At 44.0% G+C, this 22290-nt stretch carries 19 protein-coding genes and 9 tRNA genes; 8 read left to right on the top strand and 20 right to left on the bottom strand.

The features are described 5' to 3' along the window. Positions 1-92 precede the first annotated feature (92 nt). The 13 genes from ARA78_RS10405 to ARA78_RS10345 form a co-directional block, all read right to left on the bottom strand. Positions 93-455, bottom strand: coding sequence for a YccF domain-containing protein (locus ARA78_RS10405; RefSeq protein WP_015533938.1), 363 nt, complete (start codon positions 453-455; stop codon positions 93-95). Between the two features lie 89 nt (positions 456-544). Continuing rightward, positions 545-1513: a tRNA dihydrouridine synthase gene (locus ARA78_RS10400; protein ID WP_055146980.1), complete on the bottom strand. Its 969-nt coding sequence runs from the start codon at positions 1511-1513 to the stop codon at positions 545-547. Positions 1514-1639: 126 nt separating this feature from the next. Next, positions 1640-3061 carry a sodium-dependent transporter gene (locus ARA78_RS10395; protein ID WP_055280491.1) on the bottom strand — a complete coding sequence of 474 codons (1422 nt, stop codon included), beginning with the start codon at positions 3059-3061 and terminating at the stop codon, positions 1640-1642. A 23-nt stretch (positions 3062-3084) separates the two neighbouring features. Then, a complete protein-coding gene (locus tag ARA78_RS10390) occupies positions 3085-3936 on the bottom strand; it encodes a PHP-associated domain-containing protein (RefSeq protein WP_055280490.1) in 852 nt (283 codons plus the stop codon). A 38-nt stretch (positions 3937-3974) separates the two neighbouring features. Continuing rightward, positions 3975-5015 carry a signal peptidase I gene (lepB, locus tag ARA78_RS13690; protein WP_015533941.1) on the bottom strand — a complete coding sequence of 347 codons (1041 nt, stop codon included), beginning with the start codon at positions 5013-5015 and terminating at the stop codon, positions 3975-3977. 132 nt (positions 5016-5147) lie between these two features. Continuing rightward, complete coding sequence (gene guaB, locus ARA78_RS10380) at positions 5148-6599, bottom strand: IMP dehydrogenase (protein WP_015533942.1); 1452 nt, start codon at positions 6597-6599, stop codon at positions 5148-5150. A gap of 151 nt (positions 6600-6750) precedes the next feature. Next, entirely contained in the window at positions 6751-8886 is a 2136-nt protein-coding gene (locus ARA78_RS10375) for an LTA synthase family protein (RefSeq protein ID WP_055280489.1), read from the bottom strand. A gap of 174 nt (positions 8887-9060) precedes the next feature. Then, positions 9061-9132, bottom strand: a tRNA-Gly gene (locus tag ARA78_RS10370). 98 nt (positions 9133-9230) lie between these two features. Then, positions 9231-9302 (bottom strand) — tRNA-Gly (locus ARA78_RS10365). A gap of 99 nt (positions 9303-9401) precedes the next feature. Beyond that, entirely contained in the window at positions 9402-9758 is a 357-nt protein-coding gene (locus tag ARA78_RS10360; protein WP_015533943.1) for a heavy-metal-associated domain-containing protein, read from the bottom strand. A 21-nt stretch (positions 9759-9779) separates the two neighbouring features. After that, positions 9780-10262 (bottom strand): transcriptional repressor, encoded by a 483-nt coding sequence (locus tag ARA78_RS10355; protein WP_015533944.1) that lies wholly within the window; start codon positions 10260-10262, stop codon positions 9780-9782. A gap of 107 nt (positions 10263-10369) precedes the next feature. Then, positions 10370-12802, bottom strand: coding sequence for a sensor histidine kinase (locus ARA78_RS10350; RefSeq protein ID WP_055273294.1), 2433 nt, complete (start codon positions 12800-12802; stop codon positions 10370-10372). Further along, positions 12802-13491 carry a response regulator transcription factor gene (locus ARA78_RS10345; RefSeq protein WP_022215879.1) on the bottom strand — a complete coding sequence of 230 codons (690 nt, stop codon included), beginning with the start codon at positions 13489-13491 and terminating at the stop codon, positions 12802-12804. The genes ARA78_RS10350 and ARA78_RS10345 overlap by 1 nt, the downstream gene beginning before the upstream one ends. Before the next feature lie 213 nt (positions 13492-13704). Here ARA78_RS10345 and ARA78_RS10340 point away from each other — a divergent pair, with 213 nt between their 5' ends. Further along, a complete protein-coding gene (locus ARA78_RS10340) occupies positions 13705-14898 on the top strand; it encodes a DUF4317 domain-containing protein (protein ID WP_015533946.1) in 1194 nt (397 codons plus the stop codon). Positions 14899-14962: 64 nt separating this feature from the next. Here ARA78_RS10340 and ARA78_RS10335 read toward each other — a convergent pair whose 3' ends face one another. The 6 genes from ARA78_RS10335 to ARA78_RS10310 form a co-directional block, all read right to left on the bottom strand. Continuing rightward, positions 14963-15910, bottom strand: coding sequence for a magnesium transporter CorA family protein (locus ARA78_RS10335; protein ID WP_015533947.1), 948 nt, complete (start codon positions 15908-15910; stop codon positions 14963-14965). Positions 15911-16033: 123 nt separating this feature from the next. After that, positions 16034-17575, bottom strand: a complete 1542-nt coding sequence (locus tag ARA78_RS10330; protein ID WP_055280488.1) for a sodium:solute symporter family protein — start codon at positions 17573-17575, stop codon at positions 16034-16036. Positions 17576-17892: 317 nt separating this feature from the next. Next, on the bottom strand, positions 17893-18855 hold the full coding sequence (locus ARA78_RS10325) for a calcium/sodium antiporter (RefSeq protein WP_015533950.1): 963 nt from the start codon (positions 18853-18855) through the stop codon (positions 17893-17895). A gap of 85 nt (positions 18856-18940) precedes the next feature. Next, positions 18941-19450 carry a shikimate kinase gene (locus tag ARA78_RS10320; protein ID WP_055146992.1) on the bottom strand — a complete coding sequence of 170 codons (510 nt, stop codon included), beginning with the start codon at positions 19448-19450 and terminating at the stop codon, positions 18941-18943. Beyond that, positions 19447-19905: an Lrp/AsnC family transcriptional regulator gene (locus tag ARA78_RS10315; protein WP_022215931.1), complete on the bottom strand. Its 459-nt coding sequence runs from the start codon at positions 19903-19905 to the stop codon at positions 19447-19449. The genes ARA78_RS10320 and ARA78_RS10315 overlap by 4 nt, the downstream gene beginning before the upstream one ends. Positions 19906-19929: 24 nt before the next feature. Next, entirely contained in the window at positions 19930-20874 is a 945-nt protein-coding gene (locus ARA78_RS10310; protein WP_022215932.1) for an AEC family transporter, read from the bottom strand. 217 nt (positions 20875-21091) lie between these two features. Between ARA78_RS10310 and ARA78_RS10305 the strand changes: the two genes are divergently transcribed. The 7 genes from ARA78_RS10305 (at position 21092) to ARA78_RS10275 (ending at position 21862) form a co-directional block, all read left to right on the top strand. Further along, positions 21092-21166: transfer RNA gene (locus tag ARA78_RS10305), tRNA-Pro, on the top strand. A gap of 30 nt (positions 21167-21196) precedes the next feature. Beyond that, positions 21197-21267: transfer RNA gene (locus ARA78_RS10300), tRNA-Gly, on the top strand. A gap of 41 nt (positions 21268-21308) precedes the next feature. Next, positions 21309-21382 (top strand) — tRNA-Arg (locus ARA78_RS10295). A gap of 79 nt (positions 21383-21461) precedes the next feature. Beyond that, positions 21462-21535, top strand: a tRNA-His gene (locus ARA78_RS10290). Positions 21536-21568: 33 nt separating this feature from the next. Further along, positions 21569-21640: transfer RNA gene (locus ARA78_RS10285), tRNA-Gln, on the top strand. A 20-nt stretch (positions 21641-21660) separates the two neighbouring features. Beyond that, positions 21661-21733 (top strand) — tRNA-Lys (locus tag ARA78_RS10280). 49 nt (positions 21734-21782) lie between these two features. Further along, positions 21783-21862, top strand: a tRNA-Leu gene (locus tag ARA78_RS10275). Positions 21863-21996: 134 nt separating this feature from the next. Here ARA78_RS10275 and ARA78_RS10270 read toward each other — a convergent pair. Continuing rightward, positions 21997-22266, bottom strand: coding sequence for a hypothetical protein (locus ARA78_RS10270; protein WP_015533951.1), 270 nt, complete (start codon positions 22264-22266; stop codon positions 21997-21999). Positions 22267-22290 lie beyond the last annotated feature (24 nt).

The raw sequence follows: 22290 nt of genomic DNA, 5'->3' as shown, positions 1-22290 counted from the left end.
CCTTATATATGGCGTCAGCACATATCTGACGCCACATTATTATATTCTAGTGATTCAAGTTCTGTCAACTATATTTATGTATATTTCCACCATCATCCCACAATCTCTGCACCAAACGGCATGAGCGACAGTTTGGCGATCTTAAAGAACTGAAGCCCAAATGGAATTCCGACTATCGTTATGCAAAGCAGCAGCCCCAGGCAGGCATTCTCTACCGCCATAGGTATTCCGCAGCAGAGCAGCCATATGATATTCGCGATCAGCGAGCCAGCCCCGCCTCCATACACTATCTCTTTTCCAAATGGAAAGAATGCAAGTCCTGCAAACTTAAAGCACTGCATCCCAATCGGAATCCCTATTATCGTTATACAGCACAGCACCCCGCTTGCCACCCACGAAAGCCCGCTCAATATTCCGCCACATAAAAACCATATACAATTTCCAAGACATCCCATGATATCATCTCCTAATCATCAAAACACAACTAACATATAGTAATCCAAGCATACACTCATACAATACACCCCATCATACTAAATTCATTTCATCTGCACAGTGCAGCCAGCATCCTGACTGCCGCCTCATACTCACCATTATCTCTAGTCTTCCGGATCTTCTTAAGAGCCCTCTCAGCTCCCTCCACATCATAAAACAGCCTCGACCAGTAAGCCCACAGCTCCTTCATCTTGAACATCGTGTTGCCCCTGCCCACATCCGACTCACAGTAATTCCTGTAAAGTTCATCGTGGAATATGAAGAATCTGTTCCAGTCATATGTACTGTCGCCACACTCTTCTTTTATCCGCTCCGCCAGACAAGGATCAGCTATTATCCCCCTGCCTATCATAACCTTACTTATATCAGGAAAATCGCCCGTGAACCTGTCATAATCCGCCACACTGTTTATATCTCCGTTGTAGCACACTGTGTCTGGTCTTCCATATGAAGCCACACCTTCGGCAAACACTTCCATGTTTGGCGTATTCTTGTAGAAATCCGTCTGTATTCTCGGATGTATGATCAGCTCACTTATCGGATACTTCTTATATATTTCTATGATATCCTCAAACTCCACAGAACTGTCTCTTCCTATTCTGGTCTTTATAGACACATCCATCACGTCGGCGGCAAATACTTCATATAAGAAGTTGTCAAGCCTCTCCGTATCGTATATCAAACCCGAGCCTTTATACTTCGTGACAACAGTTTTTGACGGACAGCCGAGATTGATATTCACCTCGTTATATCCAAGCTCCTTCAGGAACTTTGCGGCCTTCACAAATCCCTCGCCGCTGTTGGTCAGAAGCTGCGGCACCACATTTATCCCCTGATTGTTTTCCGGCAGCACATCCCTTAGTTCCCTGTTTCTGAGAGGACGTCCCTTCGCCGGGGCAATGAACGGCATAAAGTATTTGTCAACGCCGCCGAAATATTTGTGATGTGCATTTCTGTATATGTATCCTGTTATCCCCTCCATCGGGGCAAGATATATCAAATCATCCCTGTTGTTCATCCATCATTCTCCCATTAAATCCGTAAACCCGGTATAAATATCCTGCAATGACATTCCTTATGACAAAAATATAGAGGCCTTCATCACTCACATGACAAATGCCTCTACATTATAAACTATATTGTTCTATTTGAACAGATTTGTAACAAACTGTACAAAGTCAATTCCAAACGACTGGAGAAGCAGCAATGCAAGCAGTATTGGTGCCACAAACTTTACCATGACAATATAGAGCTTCTTTCTTCCAAACTTCTCGCCATTTCTTGTAACCTCGTCTATAACCGTCTTAGGCTTCACTACCCAGCCGATAAGTATACATGACAGGATAGCCACAAGCGGCATGAAGATGTTGTTACTCAGGTAATCCATCACATCGAGGATCTGGGCTGTAGCTCCATTTGGAAGCTTGAGCTCAAAGTACCATATGTTGTAACCGAAACATACGACCAACATTCCGACAACCGCATATACAGTTGTTATGACCGCACTCTTCTTTCTCGTGAGATGGAACTTATCCATAAGTCCTGACACTATCGCTTCCATGACCGATACTGAGGATGTAATCGCCGCAAATGTAACCATGATGAAGAACAGGGCTCCGATGACTGTTCCGACCTTACCCATGGCATTGAATACCTTTGGCAGAGATATGAACATAAGTCCAGGGCCCGCTGACATGCCTTCCGTTCCAGAGAACACATACACCGCAGGGACTATCATCAGACCAGCAAGGAAAGCCACTGCCGTGTCAAATATCTCTATCTGATTGATCGACTTCATAAGGTTAACATCCTTCTTAACATATGAGCCATACGCAACCATGATACCCATAGCGACACTTATCGAGAAGAAGAGCTGTCCCATGGCATCCATTACAACCATGAATATATCCCTGAATGTCATTCCCTTAAAATCAGGAATCAAATATACCTTCAGTCCATCAATTCCTGTTCTGATCGTACCATCATCACCGGTATGCTTGATCGTCAGCGAATAGATTGAAATTCCAATTATAAGAATTACCAATATCGGCATGAGCACCTTGCTAAACTTCTCTATTCCCTTTTCAACACCACAGAATACGACAACGCCTGTGGCCGTAAGGAATATAAGTGCAAATACTATAGGCGCAGTCTGGGCTGTTATAAAACCGGTGAAATAACCGTCACCAGTGGCAGCCTCTGTCTGACCTGTAAAATATGCTGTCATATACTTCAGAACCCATCCTCCGATAGTACAGTAATATGGAAGGATTATGACCGGTACGATCCATGCCAGACCGCCAAGCCATTTCCACTTCTTATGTATAAGACCATAAGCGGTGAGCGGTCCCTGCCGAGTCTTTCTTCCTATTGCAATATCTGTTGTGAGCAGTGTGAATCCAAATGTAAGTGCAAGTATTATATACACAAGTATAAACACGCCTCCGTTGTCCTTTGCCGCAAGATATGGAAACCTCCATATATTTCCAAGTCCTACCGCACTTCCCGCTGCTGCCATAACAAAGCCCAGCGTCCCCGTAAAATTACTTCTTTCCTTCTTATTCATAATCGCCCTTTCTGTTTTTGCTTTTATTTTTTGCTATCCAGTCCCCTGTCTGGACATTTACTTTTCCTTTTTGCCTTCAGCTTTGCCGATGCCGCAAAGTATGCGCGACATCTCGCAGGATAATTTCGGAATGCGCCATATATATTGTATAAATAAAATCCATACGTCAGGAATTTACCGGCAGGTCCTATCTTGTCCTTCAAGGTCTTCGGGTATCTCTTTCCGCCAACCTCGGGATGATTGCCGTCATTTATATAATTTATCAGATCATCCTCCGAATGTATATAATCCGGAAGATATGTACCTGCAAGTCCGACACAGTTCTCCTTATGGGCATCGCTTCCACCAAAAACAGGTATATCATAGTATGACGCAAGCCTTCTGGCCATCTTATTCCTCTTGGCTGATTCACAGCAATTATATCCCTCTATGAAGTCAAAATGCTGTGCATATAGTCTGTGCTCTATCATGCCAAGCCTTCTCGTGCTGCCAAAGCTCATGAACTTCTCGCCAAATGGATGAGCTGGGCCAAGTATACCGCCGCACTCGTGCACAAGCCATATCACCCTGATAAGCGCCATGCCCCTATGTTCAAACAGGTCGTACACCTCCTCAGGTGTATCTGATGGCAGTACGATGAGGAAATGTCCATAGTCAAACGTATCATACTCGATACCTCTGAGCACAGAGAAATCCTTCACCTTATCTTTCTGCCTTAAGTACGCTTTGTATCCGGAATATGAATCATGGTCTGTGACCAGCATTCCGTGAAAACCACGCTGCTTTAACAGATCAATATAATCAAGAATCTTTACTTTGGCATCGGGTGATCCCTCAGCCGTATGACAATGCATGTCAAATCTTACTCTGTTCATGTGACCATCTCCTCTGATTATCCATCATGACATACAATCTAATACTCTGCTCCGTTTCCTAGCCATGTTATCTGTGAAAATGGGAAATACACAAATTCTGCTTTGGCAAGTATCTTGTCACGCTTCACATAGGTATTCTCCCAAAGTCTGGCATCCGCTGAGTTTGGTCTGTTGTCTCCCAGCATAAAGTAACAGTCCTCAGGAACCTGATACGGTCCAAACGATCTTACGTCAGTCCTTGCCTCATCACTCAGATAATCCTCCTTGAGCGGAGTATCACTTCCATTTATATATACCTTACCATCTATGATCTCCACGGTCTCACCCGGCAATCCTATGATTCTCTTGATATATACCTGGGACTCATCGTCCGGCCACTTGAATATGGCTATATCGCCACGCTCAGGATCAGAGAACTTATATGTAAGCCTGCTTCCTATTATATTGTCTCCAAGCTGTATTGTCTCAAGCATGGAACCAGTAGGTACATTACAGTTTAATATCACAAATCGTCCCAGCAGAAATGCCAGTACGGCGGCCACAACTACTATCACTATACAATCAATCACATCCTGCTTATAATCACGTTTTATATCTCTGCGCCTTATCCTCATCTGATGCCAGACGACACCGCCATGCTCAGATTCACTCACGCCCTCATCCACAAAACCAAATTGTTCGTAGAATGGGATCATGTTCTCTTTACATGTGAGGACGACTCCGTCGAGTTTACATTTGACCGTCTCCTGAAGAACCTCATGCATTATCTTCGCCGCATATCCATTGTGCTGATAGTCCGGCAGAGTTGACACACCGAATATCATAAGCCAGCGACCCTTCTTGTCGTAGAAGTCCTCGCCCGTATACATGGCATCGCTCAAATCCTTCTCATTAGTAGTAATGCCATTTATACCTGCTATTATTCGTCCGTCCTTCTTGAGCACCCAGAAGGTTTCTCTGTGTGCCTTCAGTCTTCGCTCTATAGACTCCCGGCTTGCTGCCTCAGCCTCAGGAAATGTCTCCTGCTCAAGCATCACAAGCTGGTCAAGATCTTTTTTACCTGGATTGTTTACCTTCATAAATATCCAAACACCTCTTTTCTAAGACACCTATTCTCCATTATCTCACATAACAGAACGGTGTCAAGAAAAAAGGATGCATATCTGACAGATATGCATCCTCTTATCTGAAATCATCTATGCAAATTTCTATTACTCTACACTGTAGTTAGGAGCTTCCTTTGTGATATGGATATCATGTGGATGGCTCTCCTTGAGTGAAGCTGCTGAAATCTTGACGAACTCTGCCTTCTCATGAAGCTCTGCAATGTTCTTTGCTCCGCAGTAACCCATACCTGAACGAAGTCCACCGATGAGCTGGAATACTGTATCCTCAAGTGATCCCTTGTATGCCACACGGCCCTCAACGCCCTCTGGGACAAGCTTTCTTGCGTTCTCCTGGAAGTATCTGTCCTTAGAACCATTCTCCATGGCTGCTATAGATCCCATACCTCTGTATACCTTGTACTTACGTCCCTGATAAAGCTCGAAATCACCAGGAGCCTCATCTGTACCTGCGAACAGGCTTCCCATCATACATACGTTGGCACCTGCTGCCAGAGCCTTTGTGATATCTCCTGAATACTTGATACCGCCATCTGCGATAACAGGGATTCCGGCATTCATAGCTGCATCATATGCCTGCATGATAGCTGTGATCTGTGGTACACCGATACCTGCAACAACTCTTGTTGTACAGATAGAACCAGGTCCGATACCGATCTTGACTGCATCTACACCCATGTCGATCATAGCCTGTGCGCCTGATCTTGTTGCAACGTTACCGGCAATAACCTGAAGGTCAGGATACTTCTCCTTAACCATCTTGAAGGTTCTCAGAACGTTGGCTGAATGTCCATGTGCTGTATCTATAACTATCGCATCAACCTTTGCTGATACGAGCTCTGCAACTCTGTCGAGGATGTTGGCTGTACATCCTACTGCTGCTGCACAGAGAAGTCTGCCCTGTGCGTCATGTGCTGAATATGGGTACTTGATCTGCTTCTCAATATCCTTGATCGTGATGAGTCCCTTCAGATGGAAATCGTCATCAACGATAGGAAGCTTCTCCTTACGAGCCTTTCCAAGGATCTCTCTAGCCTCGTCAAGTGTGATTCCCTCCTTTGCTGTAACAAGACCCTCAGATGTCATTGACTCCTTGATCTTCTTGGTGTAGTCCTTCTCAAACTTCAGGTCACGGTTGGTTATGATTCCAACAAGCTTGCCATCCTCTGTGATAGGTACACCTGAGATTCTGAACTTGCTCATAAGCTCGTCAGCATCTGCCAGTGTATGCTCTGGAGATAAGTAAAATGGATCTGATATTACACCGTTCTCTGAACGCTTTACCTTGTCAACTTCCTCTGCCTGCTTCTCTATGGACATGTTCTTGTGGATAACTCCGATACCACCCTGACGAGCCATGGCAATAGCCATTCTGTGCTCTGTAACTGTGTCCATACCGGCACTCATAAGAGGAATATTCAACTTAATCTTCTGTGTCAGCTTTGTTGTAAGGTCAACGTCATTTGGTAATACCTCAGAATAAGCAGGTACCAATAAAACGTCATCAAATGTAATTCCTTCGCCAATAATCTTACCCATTTTCTTCTCTCTCTTTCTGTAAAATATTTAATAAGAGCATTGTGCTCATTATGTACGTCAATTAGCCTTAATAGAGAAAACACATCACCCAACACTTATCGCGTTGGGTGATGTAACTTTTTAAACATGCTAACAAATTATATAGTTCTTGTCAAGGCAGTTCTTCCGTCTCCGTGGTCACATTTGTCTCTGTGTCCTCCGGATCTTCAGGATCTCCCTTATATACATAAGTGTCTTCCACTCCGAAATCTATACTGTCGTCTCCGACCTGCGCCACGGATATCTCCTTGCCCGCCTCAAACGAGTCCTCATATGGAAGAAACAGCGTATCTCTGTCTATATAGATAGTCTCCTTCAAAAAGGCATCATCTATCCACACAAATGTACATTCATTGAAGTTGCTTCCGTGGATATAATATCCATTCATAGGCTGTGGCTCCTCAGCACTCTCACCGTCCCCGGAACCATCATTTGCCGTGAAATCCGCTTCTTCATCAACCGGTGGCACATACACGCCCTTTGTGATCTCCGAGATCCTGATCTTGCTTATGCCGTATTTCATATTCGTCGGCTCATATGGCCATCCATCAGGATACATGTATCTCTGTCCATAAAGCATATCATACTCAATGTTCTCGAGATCATCATCATAGTTTGCATAGCCCGGCTTGTACTTTGACTGGAACTTCTGCACATAGCTCTTCTCAAATCCCAGCATATCAAACACCTTTGTGCTGAGCTGATATGCCTCTATATCCTCATCCTCAACCGGGAAGTTCTTCATATTGCTCCAGACAAAATACTCTGTCTGGTAAAGGTCTCCGTTGGTTATATCGTCCTCTGTGATCTCAAATCCAGGAAGATGGTCTCCATACATAACGAGAACGACCGGCTCATCGTACGCCTTAAGTCTGTCTATAAGCTTGCCAATGAAATCGTCCATCTCGTGGAGCTGGTTACAGTAATATGTCCACTGTGTATCAAGGCTCTCATCGCCTGTTCCGGCAACCTTTATAGGGTAACTGTAATTCTCCTCGTCAAGCTCTGATGGGTATCTTCCATGTCCCTGTACGCTGACGGTGAATATGAAATCCCGTCCAGTGGTGGAGTACAGAGTCTTCATGATCTCACCAGTAAGGACATTGTCCTTCTCCCAGTTCTTCTGAGTATGCTCCAGATTGTACATATACTCCATCGGGGTAAATGTATCAAATCCCATGTTTTTATACACCTTGTATCTGTCATAGAATGTACCATCGTGATTGTGCATGGCATGTGTTGAATAACCATCAAGCTTCAGCTGTGTCGCCATGCTCTCTATGGTCTGCTTGCCAAGTATGGTCTTATATGGATACTCACCTGCACCGAAATATGCCACGTTAAATCCCGTGAGCACCTCAAATTCCGAGTTGGCTGTACCTGCACCGATCGCCGGCATCGTCAGGAATCCTGATGTACATTCCTCCTTCAGCTTTGTGAAATTCGGAATAGGATTCTCATTGAACGTGAGGCATTTTACATATGACGGATCCATGAATGACTCAAGCTGTACAAATATAACGTTTGGCTTGTCCTTGCCAAGCTTTGAATCCGTTGTGCCAACACTGTCCAAATCGTCCTTTATCTCAAGCATCTTATCCTCGCTGTAATCACTCGGCTGTCCTATACCTACATCGACCACACTGTTTGAGAAACAGTATACAAATCCATAATTGTTGTATGCCGTTGCAAGGTTTGCAAAATTATCTGATATAGTCTGTGCATTGAGCGCGATCTTGGTGAAGAGCATTACACAGAAGAATGTCGCAACTATAAACACAGTCGTTCTCGTTCTATATATATTGCCCGTAACCGTCGGCGATTTTATGAACAGAACTATGATGGCTGCCAGCGCAACGAACAGAAGCGCAGCTATGAGCACGATCTGCCATACATTAAAATATTTGTCTATGATAGTTATCGTATTCCTCGCCATAAGCATATCGATAGCTGAAAATGGCGTTATTCTGAATCCCAGAACTATGCAGTTCGTGATTCCAAGTATCAGCCATGCAAACGATATAACGCAGTATCCGAATATTCTCTTTCTCATGAGTAGCGAAAGTGTCAGCGTAAAGAAAATGATCGAACAGTTATACAGGAATATGAGCGGCTGACTCCACACATACGATATCGCCTTAAACAGCGAATGTCTTCCAAGAGCTTCCAGAACAACGTCCAGAACAATTGCAAGAACCAGACAGATAAAAACTGCTGAATGATGAAAATTCTTAAGTCTCTCTTTCATAATTTAATCATTACCTCGTAAAAATTATACTTTTTCTGATATTCAACGATTGTGATTGATTATATCACTACATGTCATTTATTCAATAGTAAAAATGTTTAAATTTTATTACCAATCGCTTCTGAGGGCAAAAAAAAATCAGGATTGAATCCTGAGTGTGAATTAATATAAAAGAGCGCGAGACGGGAATCGAACCCGCGACCCTCTCCTTGGCAAGGAGATGCTCCACCGCTGAGCCACTCGCGCTTATCTGCTGTGCTACCAACAACAATATGGATAATATCACACCGCCAGCAAACTGTCAACAACTTTTTTAAAATTTTAGCAACATGGAAATTATCCAGAGCGCGAGACGGGAATCGAACCCGCGACCCTCTCCTTGGCAAGGAGATGCTCCACCGCTGAGCCACTCGCGCTTATCTGTTGTGTTTTCAACAACAATATGGATAATACCACATCTTATTCGAATTGCCAACAATTTTTTGAAAATTTTTTACAATTTTTTATTCAAGACTTTATCCTATACCGGTTACTGAGTATCCACACCTCTCTACACAGCTCTTAAGCTCATCATCAGATACTTCTCTTCCGAGCTTAACGACAGCCTGCTTCTTCTTGAGGTCGACTTTTGCGTTCACCTGGCTCAGACTGTTCAGTGCATTCTGTACACGATCTGAACAGTTGCTGCAGTGCATTCCCTCTATGTAAATAGTCTTCACGGCGACAACATCCTTTATCTTGTCACCCTTGACCTTGACGGAACCACCGCCGCCACAGCAGCCTCCTTCTCCTTTAAAGTGCTTTGCAGAACTGATAACTGCACCCACTACTATAAGCACCAGTATGCACACTACCAATATTGTTCCACCCATTGTAGATCATCTCCTTCGTTATTAACAACATGAGCCACAGCCACAAGGCTTTACATTGACACCTGTCACCATCTGATTCTCAATATATCCGCCAGCCATAAGTCCTGCACGGATTATCCTGTTCCACTCTTTGGCCGAAAGCTCAATGCTGGATGAATCATCAAGCTCAATGACACAGGCATCCTCTATACCACAGTTGGCACCACAGGCAACCTTATACATGTTTTTACGGTTGATGGCTCCTATATCCTCCAGTGTATTCACCATTCTGTACACTGTAGCCGAGCCTATACGACTGTCCTGCTTGACCGCCTTATAATAAATCTCCTTGCAGGAAGAACACTCTTCCCCGAGTATTATGTCAAGGAGTATCATTCTCTGTCTGGTTATCCTGCATCCCCTTTCCCTGAGTCTGCTGATAACGATCTCTTTCTGCATCTCTGTACGCTGGATACCTGTATCATCTATACTCTTCTTGTCCGTCTCTAATCTTTCGTTAGTCATCATACACGCCTCCTTCTGATTGTTGATAATATTATCATCAAGGTTAGTATGCCCTAACTCAAATTAGTTGTCAATAACATTTTTCAATAAATCATGTTAATTTAATTTTATAAAGTACCATTATCTGTAAATATTATGGCCGCTTTGAACAGATCTCCGTCTATGCTTATAGTAAATCTGGCATTCATCAGAGTACACAGACTGTTCGCTATAGATAATCCCAGTCCGCTTCCCTCCGTATTTCTGGAGCTGTCTCCACGGACAAATCTCTCCATGAGCTCATCACTGGACACATTGAGCGGATCTCTGGATATATTCTTAAACTCCATCCTTACCTCGCCATCTCCGCGGATAACCGATGCGTAGACTCTCGTTCCCGGCATCGCATATTTGCTTATATTTGCAAGGAGATTGTCGAATACTCTCCACAGATGCTGTCCATCTGCCATAACCACCGCAGGTGTATCCGATCCCGTAAATACGACCTTAAGCCCTGCCTTGTCCAGTTTGTCTCCATACTCTCCTATTGCCTGTTCCAGAAGCATATTTGCATCTATCTCTGCCCAGTTTATCTGGATATTGCCGGTGGATGCCTTGGATGCCTCGACCAGATCCTCTATGAGTTTTTTCAGTCTCGCGGACTGCCTTGAGAGAACTTCTATATATTCCTGTCTTGTCTTCTCATCCATATCGCCCTTCTGCAGCAGATCAACATAGTTGATTATGGATGTAAGCGGGGTCTTTATATCGTGGGATACATTTGTTATGAGTTCTGTCTTCAAATGCTCGCTCTTTATTCTGGCCTCAACAGCCTTTGACATGCCGTCTCTTATCTGGTTGAGGTGTTCACCATGTGCGCGGAATACCCAGAACATTTTGCTTGTGTCCGCTTTCCTGTCCAGATTGCCCTCCGCCATCTCCTTTGCGCACTTGTATAACTCTTGTGTCTGTATGAGATATGCCACTATTCCGACTATGCACAGCCATTTTAAAATGATATAAATCACCACCCAAAGAAGGCCTCTCATGCTGCCTGCTGCCAGGATTGCCACAAAAATTATCTCTACTATAGTTATACCTATATAAGCCCATACGCCCTTCTGCGTCAGGGACATATGACTTTTCACATACCTGAAACAAGATTTCGTCTTTCCTGCTATCCACTTCAGTGCGCGGATTATCAGGCAGTCTGCCCAAAATGTTCCCGCCTTCACCTTCGCAACCATATTGTTAAAGAAAAACAACGCCACAGAATATAGACATGCCACCGGCACCAGAAACGCAATGTACTGTATATTTTCTGATACAAATGTGTAGTTCCTATACTGGTTCACACACATGGATGCAATACCGCTTTCAACGCAGATCCCTACTGCTGCTGCAACAGAGCATACTGCCATAGCCAGCACAAGCTCAGTCGGAGTCCTCTCAAATCTGCCGAGAGTTATCGTCTCCTTCCCTGTCTTTACGCCGGCGTTGACCATTGAAAATATTGACATGACGATGCACAGCAGCAACATGACTGCAAATCCTGCCAGTATCCCCTTGCTCTTCGTCCTCCATATTCCAATGTATTGAACCATTTCCGGATTTGACGCTTTGATGTTGTCTACAGCAGCCGCCACGTCCACATAGCACTTTCCCGTGATATTTATAAATGAATATGCATCATAGCTTAGCACAAGACAGTAGCCATTCCCAGATGAACTGCCAATCTCGTCTGTGTCGTCAAAATACAGTTTTTCAACTGAACTCGGGTAATAATCGCCATACATGATATCCTGTGTGGTGATAGACTTTCCATCCGCTGTCAATACAGAATCTGTATCATTCTCCACAGTATCATTTTCGTCATTTTCTTCATTATACGTGTATTCGTCATAATATGGATCGTTCTCCCCCAGCAGGGCATTGATATACTGCTCACCCTGTTCCATATCACCTAGATTGTTAAACACAATATATCTTTTAACAGGCACTTCTATCGTGCTGTCATAATCGTTCGTATATATATTGTCGTCCAGTCGGGCTTCGTCATTTATCAGCTTTATATTTCCGGTCGTTACTTTTATCTTTCCAGTATTTGCATTTGCATCATCACTGCAGGCTGCCGTCAGCATATAGCCGATATCGCCTCGTTCGCTCATATCCGCATACCGGTATGACGACTTGATCGCAGATGTTGTATCCGCGTTGGTCAATCTCCGGAAAACATCAGCCGCGGTTATAACCTTATCTCCGTTATGATCGGCGCTCACGAGCTGACTATATGTTGTAATGCTTTCCAGCTGCGACCTTGTATCCTGGATGTAAGCATTCACCTTTTCGGTAAGCGCATAATTTGTGTCCTCCACATAATCATTTACAAGCCTCTCATACGGCGTCGCGCCCTGATCATCATCACTGTACACTCCAAGGTAGCTTCCCTGCAGCACCAGACCGCCTGTATACAGCGTTCCATATGCCAGCACCGCCACAAGAATATATATTCCAAGTTTAAAGAACACATTTCCTCGTATCTTATAAATCGCCTTATCCACTATTGTACCTCCATTTTATAACCTCTTCCCCAGATAACCTTTATATATCTTGGGTCTGAAGGATTTATCTCTATCTTTTCTCTAAGATGTCTTATGTGTACTGCAACAGATCCTTCCGCTCCCATAGGATCCTCCTTCCACACTGCCCTGTATATTTCTTTTGTAGAAAATACCTTTCCCACATTCTGCATAAGAAGTTTTAGGATGTCATACTCCGTTGGGGTGAGGGGCATAACTTCTCCATCAAGTGTGACCTGTTTGGATTTGTCGTCAAGCTCTATTCCTCCGATAACCAGCTTATCTTTTGGTGTCTCTCCGCCTCCCAGCTGCATGTAACGCCTGAGCTGGGACTTTACCCTTGCCAGAAGTTCCACCGGATTGAATGGTTTTGTCACATAGTCATCTGCGCCGACCTCAAGTCCCAGCACCTTGTCGGTATCCTCACTCTTTGCCGTAAGCATGATAACCGGCACATTGCTGCTCTCTCTTATCTTTGCCATGGCTGTTATACCGTCCATCTGAGGCATCATGACGTCCATGAGTACAAGCTGTATGTCATTAGAATTTACCATATCAACTGCCTCCATACCATTGTAAGCTTTATACACCGAATACCCGGCTGTCTTAAGATATATCTCTATAGCTGATACTATATCTTTTTCATCGTCACATATTAATATATTGTACATTTTTCATATCCTCACCTTTTTCGTATTTATCCTTAGCTTACCACAATCACCTCCTGTTCTCAATTATCGCCATACTGCCATTAAGAAACAACCATTATAAAGTTTAAGATATCTTTAAGACTTGTCATTATTTGTGGTATACTTAGGAGGCGGTCTGTCATTGCAGATGTTATAACGCAAAATATATCACTATATAGAAACGGAGTTTTATTTATGACAAAAAAAGACGTACTTGAGATAAGACACCTGTTTGCTCCAAAGGAATGCTCCATAAGCAAGATCCGCGGATGCTACGTGGACGGAGACTGCAACAAGGTGGCGACCATCAACGAACAGTTTCTCACCATGCCGGAAGAAGAAACATACAAATATTTTGAAATACTGAAAAAGACTTTATCAGGAAGCATTGGCAAGAATCTTGTCACCATGCCATTTCCTACCTCACAGGAGTTTGAAGGCGGCACACAGGAATTCCTGAATAAACTCAGGAAGAGCAAGCTTGAGAACGATGAGCTGATAAATGAGTTCTATGACAAGGTCATCGAGAACTACGATTACACCGGCAACTACCTCATACTGCTCATCCACGATACATATGATGTTCCGGGCAAGACAACCGACGGCATCATGATGGACGATGCATCAGACGAGGTGTATGACTATATCATGTGCTCCATTTGCCACGTCAACCTGTCCAAGGCGGGACTCAGCTACTTCGACGTTGAAAGCACATTCCACAACAGAGTCCGCGACTGGGTGGTCGACATGCCGGACATAGGCTTCCTGTTCCCGGCATTTATCGACAGGAGCACGGATATCCACAACGTTCTGTACTACACCAAAAAGCCGGAGGAGCTTCACGACAGCTTCATAAGTAACATCCTTGGCACTTCTCTTCCTATAACTGCGGGAGAACAGAAGGATGTATTTCAGGAGATTGTTGCTGAGACTCTGGGAGATGACTGTAATTACGATATGGTAAGAACCATCCACGACAATCTGAACGAGATGATAGAACAGAGAAAGGACAGTCCGGAACCGCTTACTCTCTCAAAAAACACTATAAAGAACCTGCTGACAGAGAGCGGAGTATCAGACGAGAAGATGGCAGATTTTGACGCCCACTACGAGAAGGTAACCGCTGCGGCAGCACCGCCTGAGCAGCCATCTGAGAACCCGGAGGATGAACCGGCCATAGTTGTACCGCGTGAGAAGTCAACTGTCATGTACGCGACAAATGTTGCAAACACAAAAACATTTGAGGTAAAGACTCCTGATGTGGTCATCAAGGTGAATCCTGAGAGAACTGATCTGGTAGAGACCATGGAGATCGACGGAAGGAAATGCATCGTCATCCAGATATCCGATCAGGTCGAGGTAAACGGAATACCTATCAACAACAAATAACAAAGGCACAAAAAAGGACCACCGGCAGCAACAAAACCGCCGGTGATCCTTTTTTCTATCTGCCCTACTGTTTGAGCATCTTCTTTTTCTTCAATATAATAGCGATAACTATGCTTATCACAAGTATGATACCGCACACTATCTCAAATCCATATGGTACATTCGCAAATGGCATCCACTTCGTGCCCACATTCATTCCATACACACCGGATATAACTGTAGGCACAGCCATGACGATGGTTATGGCCGCCAGAAACTTCATGGCGTTGTTCAGTCTGTTGTTGATGATGGTCGTCATGAGCTCTCTCGTACCACTTATGATATCCCTGTATATCTGTGTCATCTCGATAGCCTGCTTGTTCTCCACCAGAACATCGTCCAGCAGTTCCTTATCCTCCGGGTACTGCTTGATCCTGCCGTATCTTGTCAGCTTATCAAGAACTACTCCATTCGCTCTCAGTGATGTGGCGAAGTATACGAGGTTGGACTCCAGCTCGTGAAGATCTATGAGATCCGCATCCTCGGTCTCCTCCTGGATACGCTGCTCAATAAGGGTTCTTCTTCTGTCCATGACTCTCAGATAATACTGGTATGTGGTACAGTTCCTGTAGAGTATCTGGTACATGAACCTCATCCTCTTCTTGGTGCTGAACTCTCTCACCTTGCCCTCCATAAAGGCCTCAAGCACAGGAGTCTCCTCGGCGCATATGGTGATGATGCAGTCTGCAACCAGTATGATACCAAGAGGGATTGTTGTATATGCCTCTCGTTCATTTCTTATCTCTATAGAAGGAATATCCACGATTATCAGTGTGTAGTTGTCCTCCACCTGAACACGTGAGCTCTCCTCGTCATCCAGTGCGGCTCTGACATCCGCCAGATCTATCTCAAACCTCTCGGCTATGCTCTTACTCTCATCTATTGTTGGCTTAGTCATGACTATCCAGGCACCAGGACCATATTCCTGTATTTCACTCAAAATTCTGTCATCCGTTCTGTACAGTGTGATCATTCCCTGCGCCTCCTGCCACATAGATTACAGCATGCCTCAAATGCACATTACCGCCTGATAATATTAACATAAAAAACACGGCCTTTCAACAAAGTTTTGTGTAAAGACCGTGTAATATCTATGTTAGTCAAGTGCCTTTCTGTGGGCTACTGTAACCGTCTCCTCGTAGCATGAGAAGGCATCCTCGACCTTCTTCTGGTCAGGCTTCTTTGTGAACAGGCTCACAATAGGAACTATGATGAGACCGCCCACCATTGCAACTGCACCGCAGTTGATAGGTGACTGCATCACTGCCGGGAACTTGAACAATCCCCATGTATTGCTTATAAAGTTCAGCGTCATGATTCCTGTTCCCCATATAAAGCATGTCCAGCAAGCCGTAACTGTAGTCTTCTTCCAGTATAAGCCATATAAAAATGGAGCAAGGAACGCACCTGCTATAGCCCCCCATGAAACACCCATAAGCTGTGCTATGAACGTTATCCTGCTTGAGTACTGCACGATGGCTATGACAGCCGATACGGCAACGAACATGACAAGCATGATCCTCATGATAAGTATCTGCTTCTTCTCATCCATCTTAGGCGCAATGACTGGCTTTATAAAGTCTATTGTAAGCGTTGAGCTTGATGTAAGAACCAGAGATGAGAGTGTGGACATAGATGCTGAGAGCACAAGTATGACCACTAGGCCCATAAGGGCTGCAGGAAGCTTCTCAAGCAGATGTGGAATGATAGCATCAAATCCCTCTGTCGCAACATCTGTACCTGTGAGTCTTCCAAATCCGCCGAGGAAATAACATCCTCCGGCAACTATCGTAGCAAAAAGTGTCGACACAACTGTACCTGTCTTGATGGATCTCTCATCCTTGATGGCATAGAACTTCTGTACCATCTGTGGAAGTCCCCATGTTCCAAGGGATGTCAGCACGACAACACAGAACAGATTGAATACGTCAGGTCCCAGGAATGATGCAAATACACCCGGTGTATCTGACACTGCAGGATCATTTATCCTTGCCAGGCTGTCAAGTGCTCCTGTGAGTCCGCCGTAGTTGTTGAGTACCGCATATATGACTGCCACGATTCCCACCAGCATGATGAGTCCCTGGATGAAATCGTTGATAGCAGTCGCCATGTATCCACCAACGATTACATATATACCTGTAAGGGCAGCCATGACGATTACGCATATCTTATAGTCAACATTGAACGCCATTCCGAACAGTCTTGAAAGTCCGTTGTACAGTGACGCTGTATATGGAATGAGGAAGATGAAGATGATGATCGACGAGAAAAGCTTCAATGACTTGCTGGAGTATCTCTTCTCGAAGAACTCCGGCATAGTTCTCGTGTCAAGCTCCTGTGTGAGCAGTCTTGTTCTTCTTCCGAGAACTACCCATGCCACCAGTGAGCCAAGCAGCGCATTCCCAATTCCTATCCATGTGGAAGCAATTCCGTACTTCCATCCAAACTGTCCGGCATATCCAATGAATATAACCGCTGAGAAGTAAGATGTTCCATAGGCAAATGCTGTGAGCCACGGGCCAACGCTTCTGCCCCCAAGAACAAATCCATTCACATCCTTTGTGTGTTTTCTCGAGTAAAATCCAACTCCAAGCATGATCGCAAAGAAAACAACAAGCATAATAACTTTGATTACCATAGTATCCTCCCAATACATTTTTTATCCGCGGTTTGCTTTATCACGTCAAAGCGTGTCAACTTTAAAGTTTTGCGGTTTAAATTGCTATGTCTGATTATAAGTTATACCCATACCATAGTCAAGAAATATCCACAAAAAATACAGCGTGCGGCAATCGCTACACGCTGTATTTTTTATTGAGATCTAATCAAGTTCATCTAAATCATAAAAATCATCCATACTGTAATAATCCTTGTCATCGTGACTTGTTATACACACCAACTCTTCCGGTTCATAATCATCACATAAATGACTATACCCCATTCATTTGATATCTGCTACATATAATTCTTGTACATAATATAAGCAAAATATACCGCATACACAGCCAGCATCACTATTCCGCCCGGCCTGGTGAGCTTCTTCTTTCTGACGCTGCACACCCAGAGGAGAACAGCAGCCACTATTGCCATGATGCCATCCAACAGGAAGTTCTGCTCAAACTGCACTGGGGTTATGAGCATTGTAGTTCCGGCAACGAAAAGTATATTGAATATATTGCTTCCAACTATGTTGCCTATGGCAATATCTGTCTGCCCCTTTTTTGCCGCTGTGCATGATGTCACAAGCTCAGGAAGAGATGTGCCAAATGCCACTATTGTAAGACCTATGAGTCTCTCTGTCATACCGAGCTTTCCAGCTATATATGATGCCGCATTTACAGTGAAATTACTTCCGACCACGACCAGCGCTAATCCTATGATTATAAACAGTATAAGTCTCGGAGTCTTATCCTTCTCCGTGAGTTCTATAGAATCACTCTCGCTGTTGCCATTCTTCGCGCTGATGATCAGATATACCAAAAATCCAATAAACACTACATAGAATATCACACCCTCAAGTCTGCTGAGCACACCATCAAAATATCCCATGCAGAGTATCATGATCGACGCCACGATAACAAATGGTATATCTATCCTAAGTGTATTTTTCTTTATAGGAAGTGCTGCTATGAGTGCTGTCACTCCAAGGATGACAAGTATGTTAATAATGTTGCTTCCAAGCACATTTCCAACAGTGATCCCGGCTCCCGCAGGCGAAAGTGCCGCCTTTATGCTGACAGCTGCTTCTGGAGCACTAGTGCCCATGGCAACTATTGTTAATCCAACTACCATCTCTGGTATGTTGCATTTGACAGCTATTTTAGACGCACCATCTACAAATACATCCGCTCCCTTTATCATAAACACAAATCCAAGCACAAGAAGCAGTATCTGACCTAACATTTTTAATATCTCCATACATTCCCTCCATTGTATATATGCTACATTTTCACCTCAGCTATATAAGCAGCTTTTCTATCTCTATCATGTGGCATATGACGTATTACAGATCTCTTCTGACAATTATCATGCCCGCAACGCTGTCCAGCAATTCCTCAATTCCAAGGCCTTCCGCTTTGATATTGATATGACAGTACTTCTCATAAAGCTTTGTCCTCTCATTATACAAATCTTTCAGAGTCTGTCCATCCTTCAGCACCACGCCTCTTCTCTTGATATTGCCAAGTCTGTTCGCTATCTCCTCATATGGAAGATTGATATATATAACTGTATCCTCCGCCATGTATTTCTTCATGGCCTCAGTACAGTACACAGCGCTTCCACCTGTGGCTATGACTGCATGTTGGTCTGTGATACCCTTGTTCACATCATTCTCTATCTTTAAAAACCCATCATCGCCATACTTTGCTATGATCTCCCTGAGCAGCATTCCCTGACTGTTCTGTATGAGAATATCTGCATCGATGAACTTATAACCGAGAACCTTTGCCAGAAGAACCCCTATAGTGCTCTTGCCCGCTCCCGGCATGCCTGTAAGTACTATGTTGTTCATTTCTCTTTTACCTCCGGTATAACTGATACTTCGTCCTTGAGCGTCTTGAGAACAAAGTGCGTTTCAGTTGCTGACACACCCTCATATCCCTTCACAAATCTATACACCTCGTCCAGACCTGCAGCGGAATCAGTCACTATCTTCAATATAAAGTCAAAATCTCCTGTCATATAGAAGCATGCGACTATGCTGTCATTTGTCTGTATAAGCTGTGCAAATTCATCATAATATTTCGGATGTTTCAGTCTCACTTCCATGATGGCTACCATCTCATTGCCCAGCTTTTTCTGGTCAACCTCAATGGTATATCCCTTTATTACCCCGCTGCTCTCCATCTTCCTTATTCTCTCTATCACGGCCGAGACAGAGAGATTGATCTCCTCACTGATGGCCGATGCTGTAAGTCTCGCATTGTCCTTCAGGCATCTCAGTATCTTGTAGTCAATGTTATCCATTAGTTAAACCTCTGTATAATAAAATTAGATTACTCCCAAACATTTTAACACAAACACCCACAGAGTCAACGTCACTGACGATAATAATGTGGATAAAACGATAATATTCGATGACAGCACATAATCATTGTCCATATTCTTCGCCATGATGTATCCCGACACCGTAGCCGGTGCTCCAACCATTATAAGTATAGCAACAATCTCACTCGGCCCAAAGCCCATACCAATGGCAACCGGAAGGAATATGACAGGAAGAATCACAAGCTTTATGACCGTTGCCACAAGTGACGGCTTGAGCCTGGTCAATGCCTGCTGTGAGTCAAATCCAGCACCTATGGCTATGAGCGCTATAGGAGTCGCCGTCTGTGCTATATAACTGATAGTTCTTGTCGGTATGGCTGGTATCGGTATGTCAAATACAGAGAACGGGACTCCAAGCAATATTCCTATGATGATCGGATTCTTCAATATATTGACGAACGCTTTCTTGATACCCGCTGTTCCCCTCTGTCTGTCGTTTCCGCCAAATGTCAGAGCTATTACAGATATAATATTGTACATCGGCACCGCTGACACTATCATGAGAGGCGCCATGCCCGAGTTGCCACAGATATTCTCCACAAATGCAACGCCGAGAACCGCAGCACTTCCTCTTGCTCCCCCCTGCACAAATGCACCGATCATGGTTCTGTCCTTACAGTATATCAGTGCAAACACCCATACCAGCCCAAACATTATGATCGTTCCAAAGAAGCAGAACAGAACAAACTTTACATTGAGGTCGTCCAATATGGAGGTCGTCGCAATATCCCTGAACAGCAGAACCGGAAGGGCTACCTTGAACACATATTTATTCGCCACGTTGGCGAACTCTTCTGTTATAATATGTATCTTCATCAGAAACCATCCCAGAAGTATCACCAGAAATATCGGTATCGTTGCATTTATGCTGAATATAAAATTATCCATTACTACACATCCTCACAATTTTCAATTTTTTTCAAAATACCTATTGACTTTCGCTCCTATAATGCATATAATGCAAAAGTCGGTTTGATGAATAGGCGATAACGTCTGATTCAATATAACACATCAGCAACTGATTTTCAAAAAAAAATCAAAAAAGTTGTTGACAAACATTACCGACTTGTGTATAATAGGTTTTGCGTTGGTCGCAAAGGACTAACGGGGTGTGGCTCAGCTTGGCTAGAGCGCTTGATTTGGGATCAAGAGGTCGCAGGTTCGAATCCTGTCACCCCGACTTATAATCCAAAACACTGTTAAGCATTATGCGGGTGTAGTTCAATGGTAGAACACTAGCCTTCCAAGCTAGATACGTGGGTTCGATTCCCATCACCCGCTCTTTATTTTCGCTAACATATACATATAGCGGGAATTGGTACGTGTCCGTAGCTCAGCTGGATAGAGCAACGGCCTTCTAAGCCGTGGGTCGGGGGTTCGAATCCCTTCGGGCACATTTTTGTATCTTAGCTACTACTACTGTTAGCAGGCTAAGATATATTTTTATAAAATAGCAATTATTTTATAAGCCTATGGTGGGTATGGCGCAGTTGGCTAGCGCGCCAGATTGTGGCTCTGGAGGCCGAGGGTTCGAGTCCCTCTATCCACCCTTTTTCTTTATCGCACATATTAGCGATGCTATTGGGTTATCGCCAAGCGGTAAGGCACAGGACTTTGACTCCTGCATTCGCTGGTTCGAATCCAGCTAGCCCAGTTATTAAAGTCCAGACTTATGGGCCATTAGCTCAGGCGGTAGAGCACTTGACTTTTAATCAAGTTGTCCGGGGTTCGAGTCCCCGATGGCTCACTATTTCCCTTCTGATATGAGGGGCTATTTTTATTTTATGAAGAATTAAGCGGATATGGCGGAACTGGCAGACGCGCTAGACTTAGGATCTAGTCCTTCGGGGTGCAGGTTCGATTCCTGTTATCCGCATTTTTTATACCTTTTATCATGACGTTTCGTCCTATCTTCCATTTTTTTAGTAGATGACAAAAAAATACGCTCTATCCTCAATGGATAGAGCGTATCTTTATACTACCATATTCTTCTATATAATACAGTACGAATTACTCAGCGTCTGCCGCCTCGGCTGCTTCTGCTGCTGGCTCTGCCTCATCTGTATCTTCCTCATCATCGAAGAAGTCATCGTCGAAATCATCGTCGAAGTCATCATCAAAATCATCAAGGAAGTCTGGTGTAAGATATGAATATACTGCATATGCAATACCTGCAATAGCAGCAACGGCACCAATGATAACCAAGATCACAAATAATGTGCTCTTTGCCTTCTCTTCTGTTGCATCGCCTTTAACTAAGATTACGTCACTACTCTTCATCGTTACATTCCACCCTTTCTTAAC

Origin of the sequence: Coprococcus eutactus, from assembly GCF_001404675.1 — a bacterium.
Lineage (GTDB): Bacteria > Bacillota > Clostridia > Lachnospirales > Lachnospiraceae > Coprococcus > Coprococcus aceti.
The sequence above is the reverse complement of the archived record's forward strand: the minus strand, read 5'-3'. Positions and strand labels throughout refer to the sequence as shown.

Coding starts and splice junctions, on each gene's coding strand:
- ARA78_RS10405 (WP_015533938.1), bottom strand. CDS start 455: ATGGGATGTCTTGGAAATTGTATATGGTTTTTATGTGGCGGAATATTG.
- ARA78_RS10400 (WP_055146980.1), bottom strand. CDS start 1,513: ATGAACAACAGGGATGATTTGATATATCTTGCCCCGATGGAGGGGATA.
- ARA78_RS10395 (WP_055280491.1), bottom strand. CDS start 3,061: ATGAATAAGAAGGAAAGAAGTAATTTTACGGGGACGCTGGGCTTTGTT.
- ARA78_RS10390 (WP_055280490.1), bottom strand. CDS start 3,936: ATGAACAGAGTAAGATTTGACATGCATTGTCATACGGCTGAGGGATCA.
- lepB (WP_015533941.1), bottom strand. CDS start 5,015: ATGAAGGTAAACAATCCAGGTAAAAAAGATCTTGACCAGCTTGTGATG.
- guaB (WP_015533942.1), bottom strand. CDS start 6,599: ATGGGTAAGATTATTGGCGAAGGAATTACATTTGATGACGTTTTATTG.
- ARA78_RS10375 (WP_055280489.1), bottom strand. CDS start 8,886: ATGAAAGAGAGACTTAAGAATTTTCATCATTCAGCAGTTTTTATCTGT.
- ARA78_RS10360 (WP_015533943.1), bottom strand. CDS start 9,758: ATGGGTGGAACAATATTGGTAGTGTGCATACTGGTGCTTATAGTAGTG.
- ARA78_RS10355 (WP_015533944.1), bottom strand. CDS start 10,262: ATGACTAACGAAAGATTAGAGACGGACAAGAAGAGTATAGATGATACA.
- ARA78_RS10345 (WP_022215879.1), bottom strand. CDS start 13,491: ATGTACAATATATTAATATGTGACGATGAAAAAGATATAGTATCAGCT.
- ARA78_RS10340 (WP_015533946.1), top strand. CDS start 13,705: ATGACAAAAAAAGACGTACTTGAGATAAGACACCTGTTTGCTCCAAAG.
- ARA78_RS10335 (WP_015533947.1), bottom strand. CDS start 15,910: ATGATCACACTGTACAGAACGGATGACAGAATTTTGAGTGAAATACAG.
- ARA78_RS10330 (WP_055280488.1), bottom strand. CDS start 17,575: ATGGTAATCAAAGTTATTATGCTTGTTGTTTTCTTTGCGATCATGCTT.
- ARA78_RS10325 (WP_015533950.1), bottom strand. CDS start 18,855: ATGGAGATATTAAAAATGTTAGGTCAGATACTGCTTCTTGTGCTTGGA.
- ARA78_RS10320 (WP_055146992.1), bottom strand. CDS start 19,450: ATGAACAACATAGTACTTACAGGCATGCCGGGAGCGGGCAAGAGCACT.
- ARA78_RS10315 (WP_022215931.1), bottom strand. CDS start 19,905: ATGGATAACATTGACTACAAGATACTGAGATGCCTGAAGGACAATGCG.
- ARA78_RS10310 (WP_022215932.1), bottom strand. CDS start 20,874: ATGGATAATTTTATATTCAGCATAAATGCAACGATACCGATATTTCTG.
- ARA78_RS10270 (WP_015533951.1), bottom strand. CDS start 22,266: ATGAAGAGTAGTGACGTAATCTTAGTTAAAGGCGATGCAACAGAAGAG.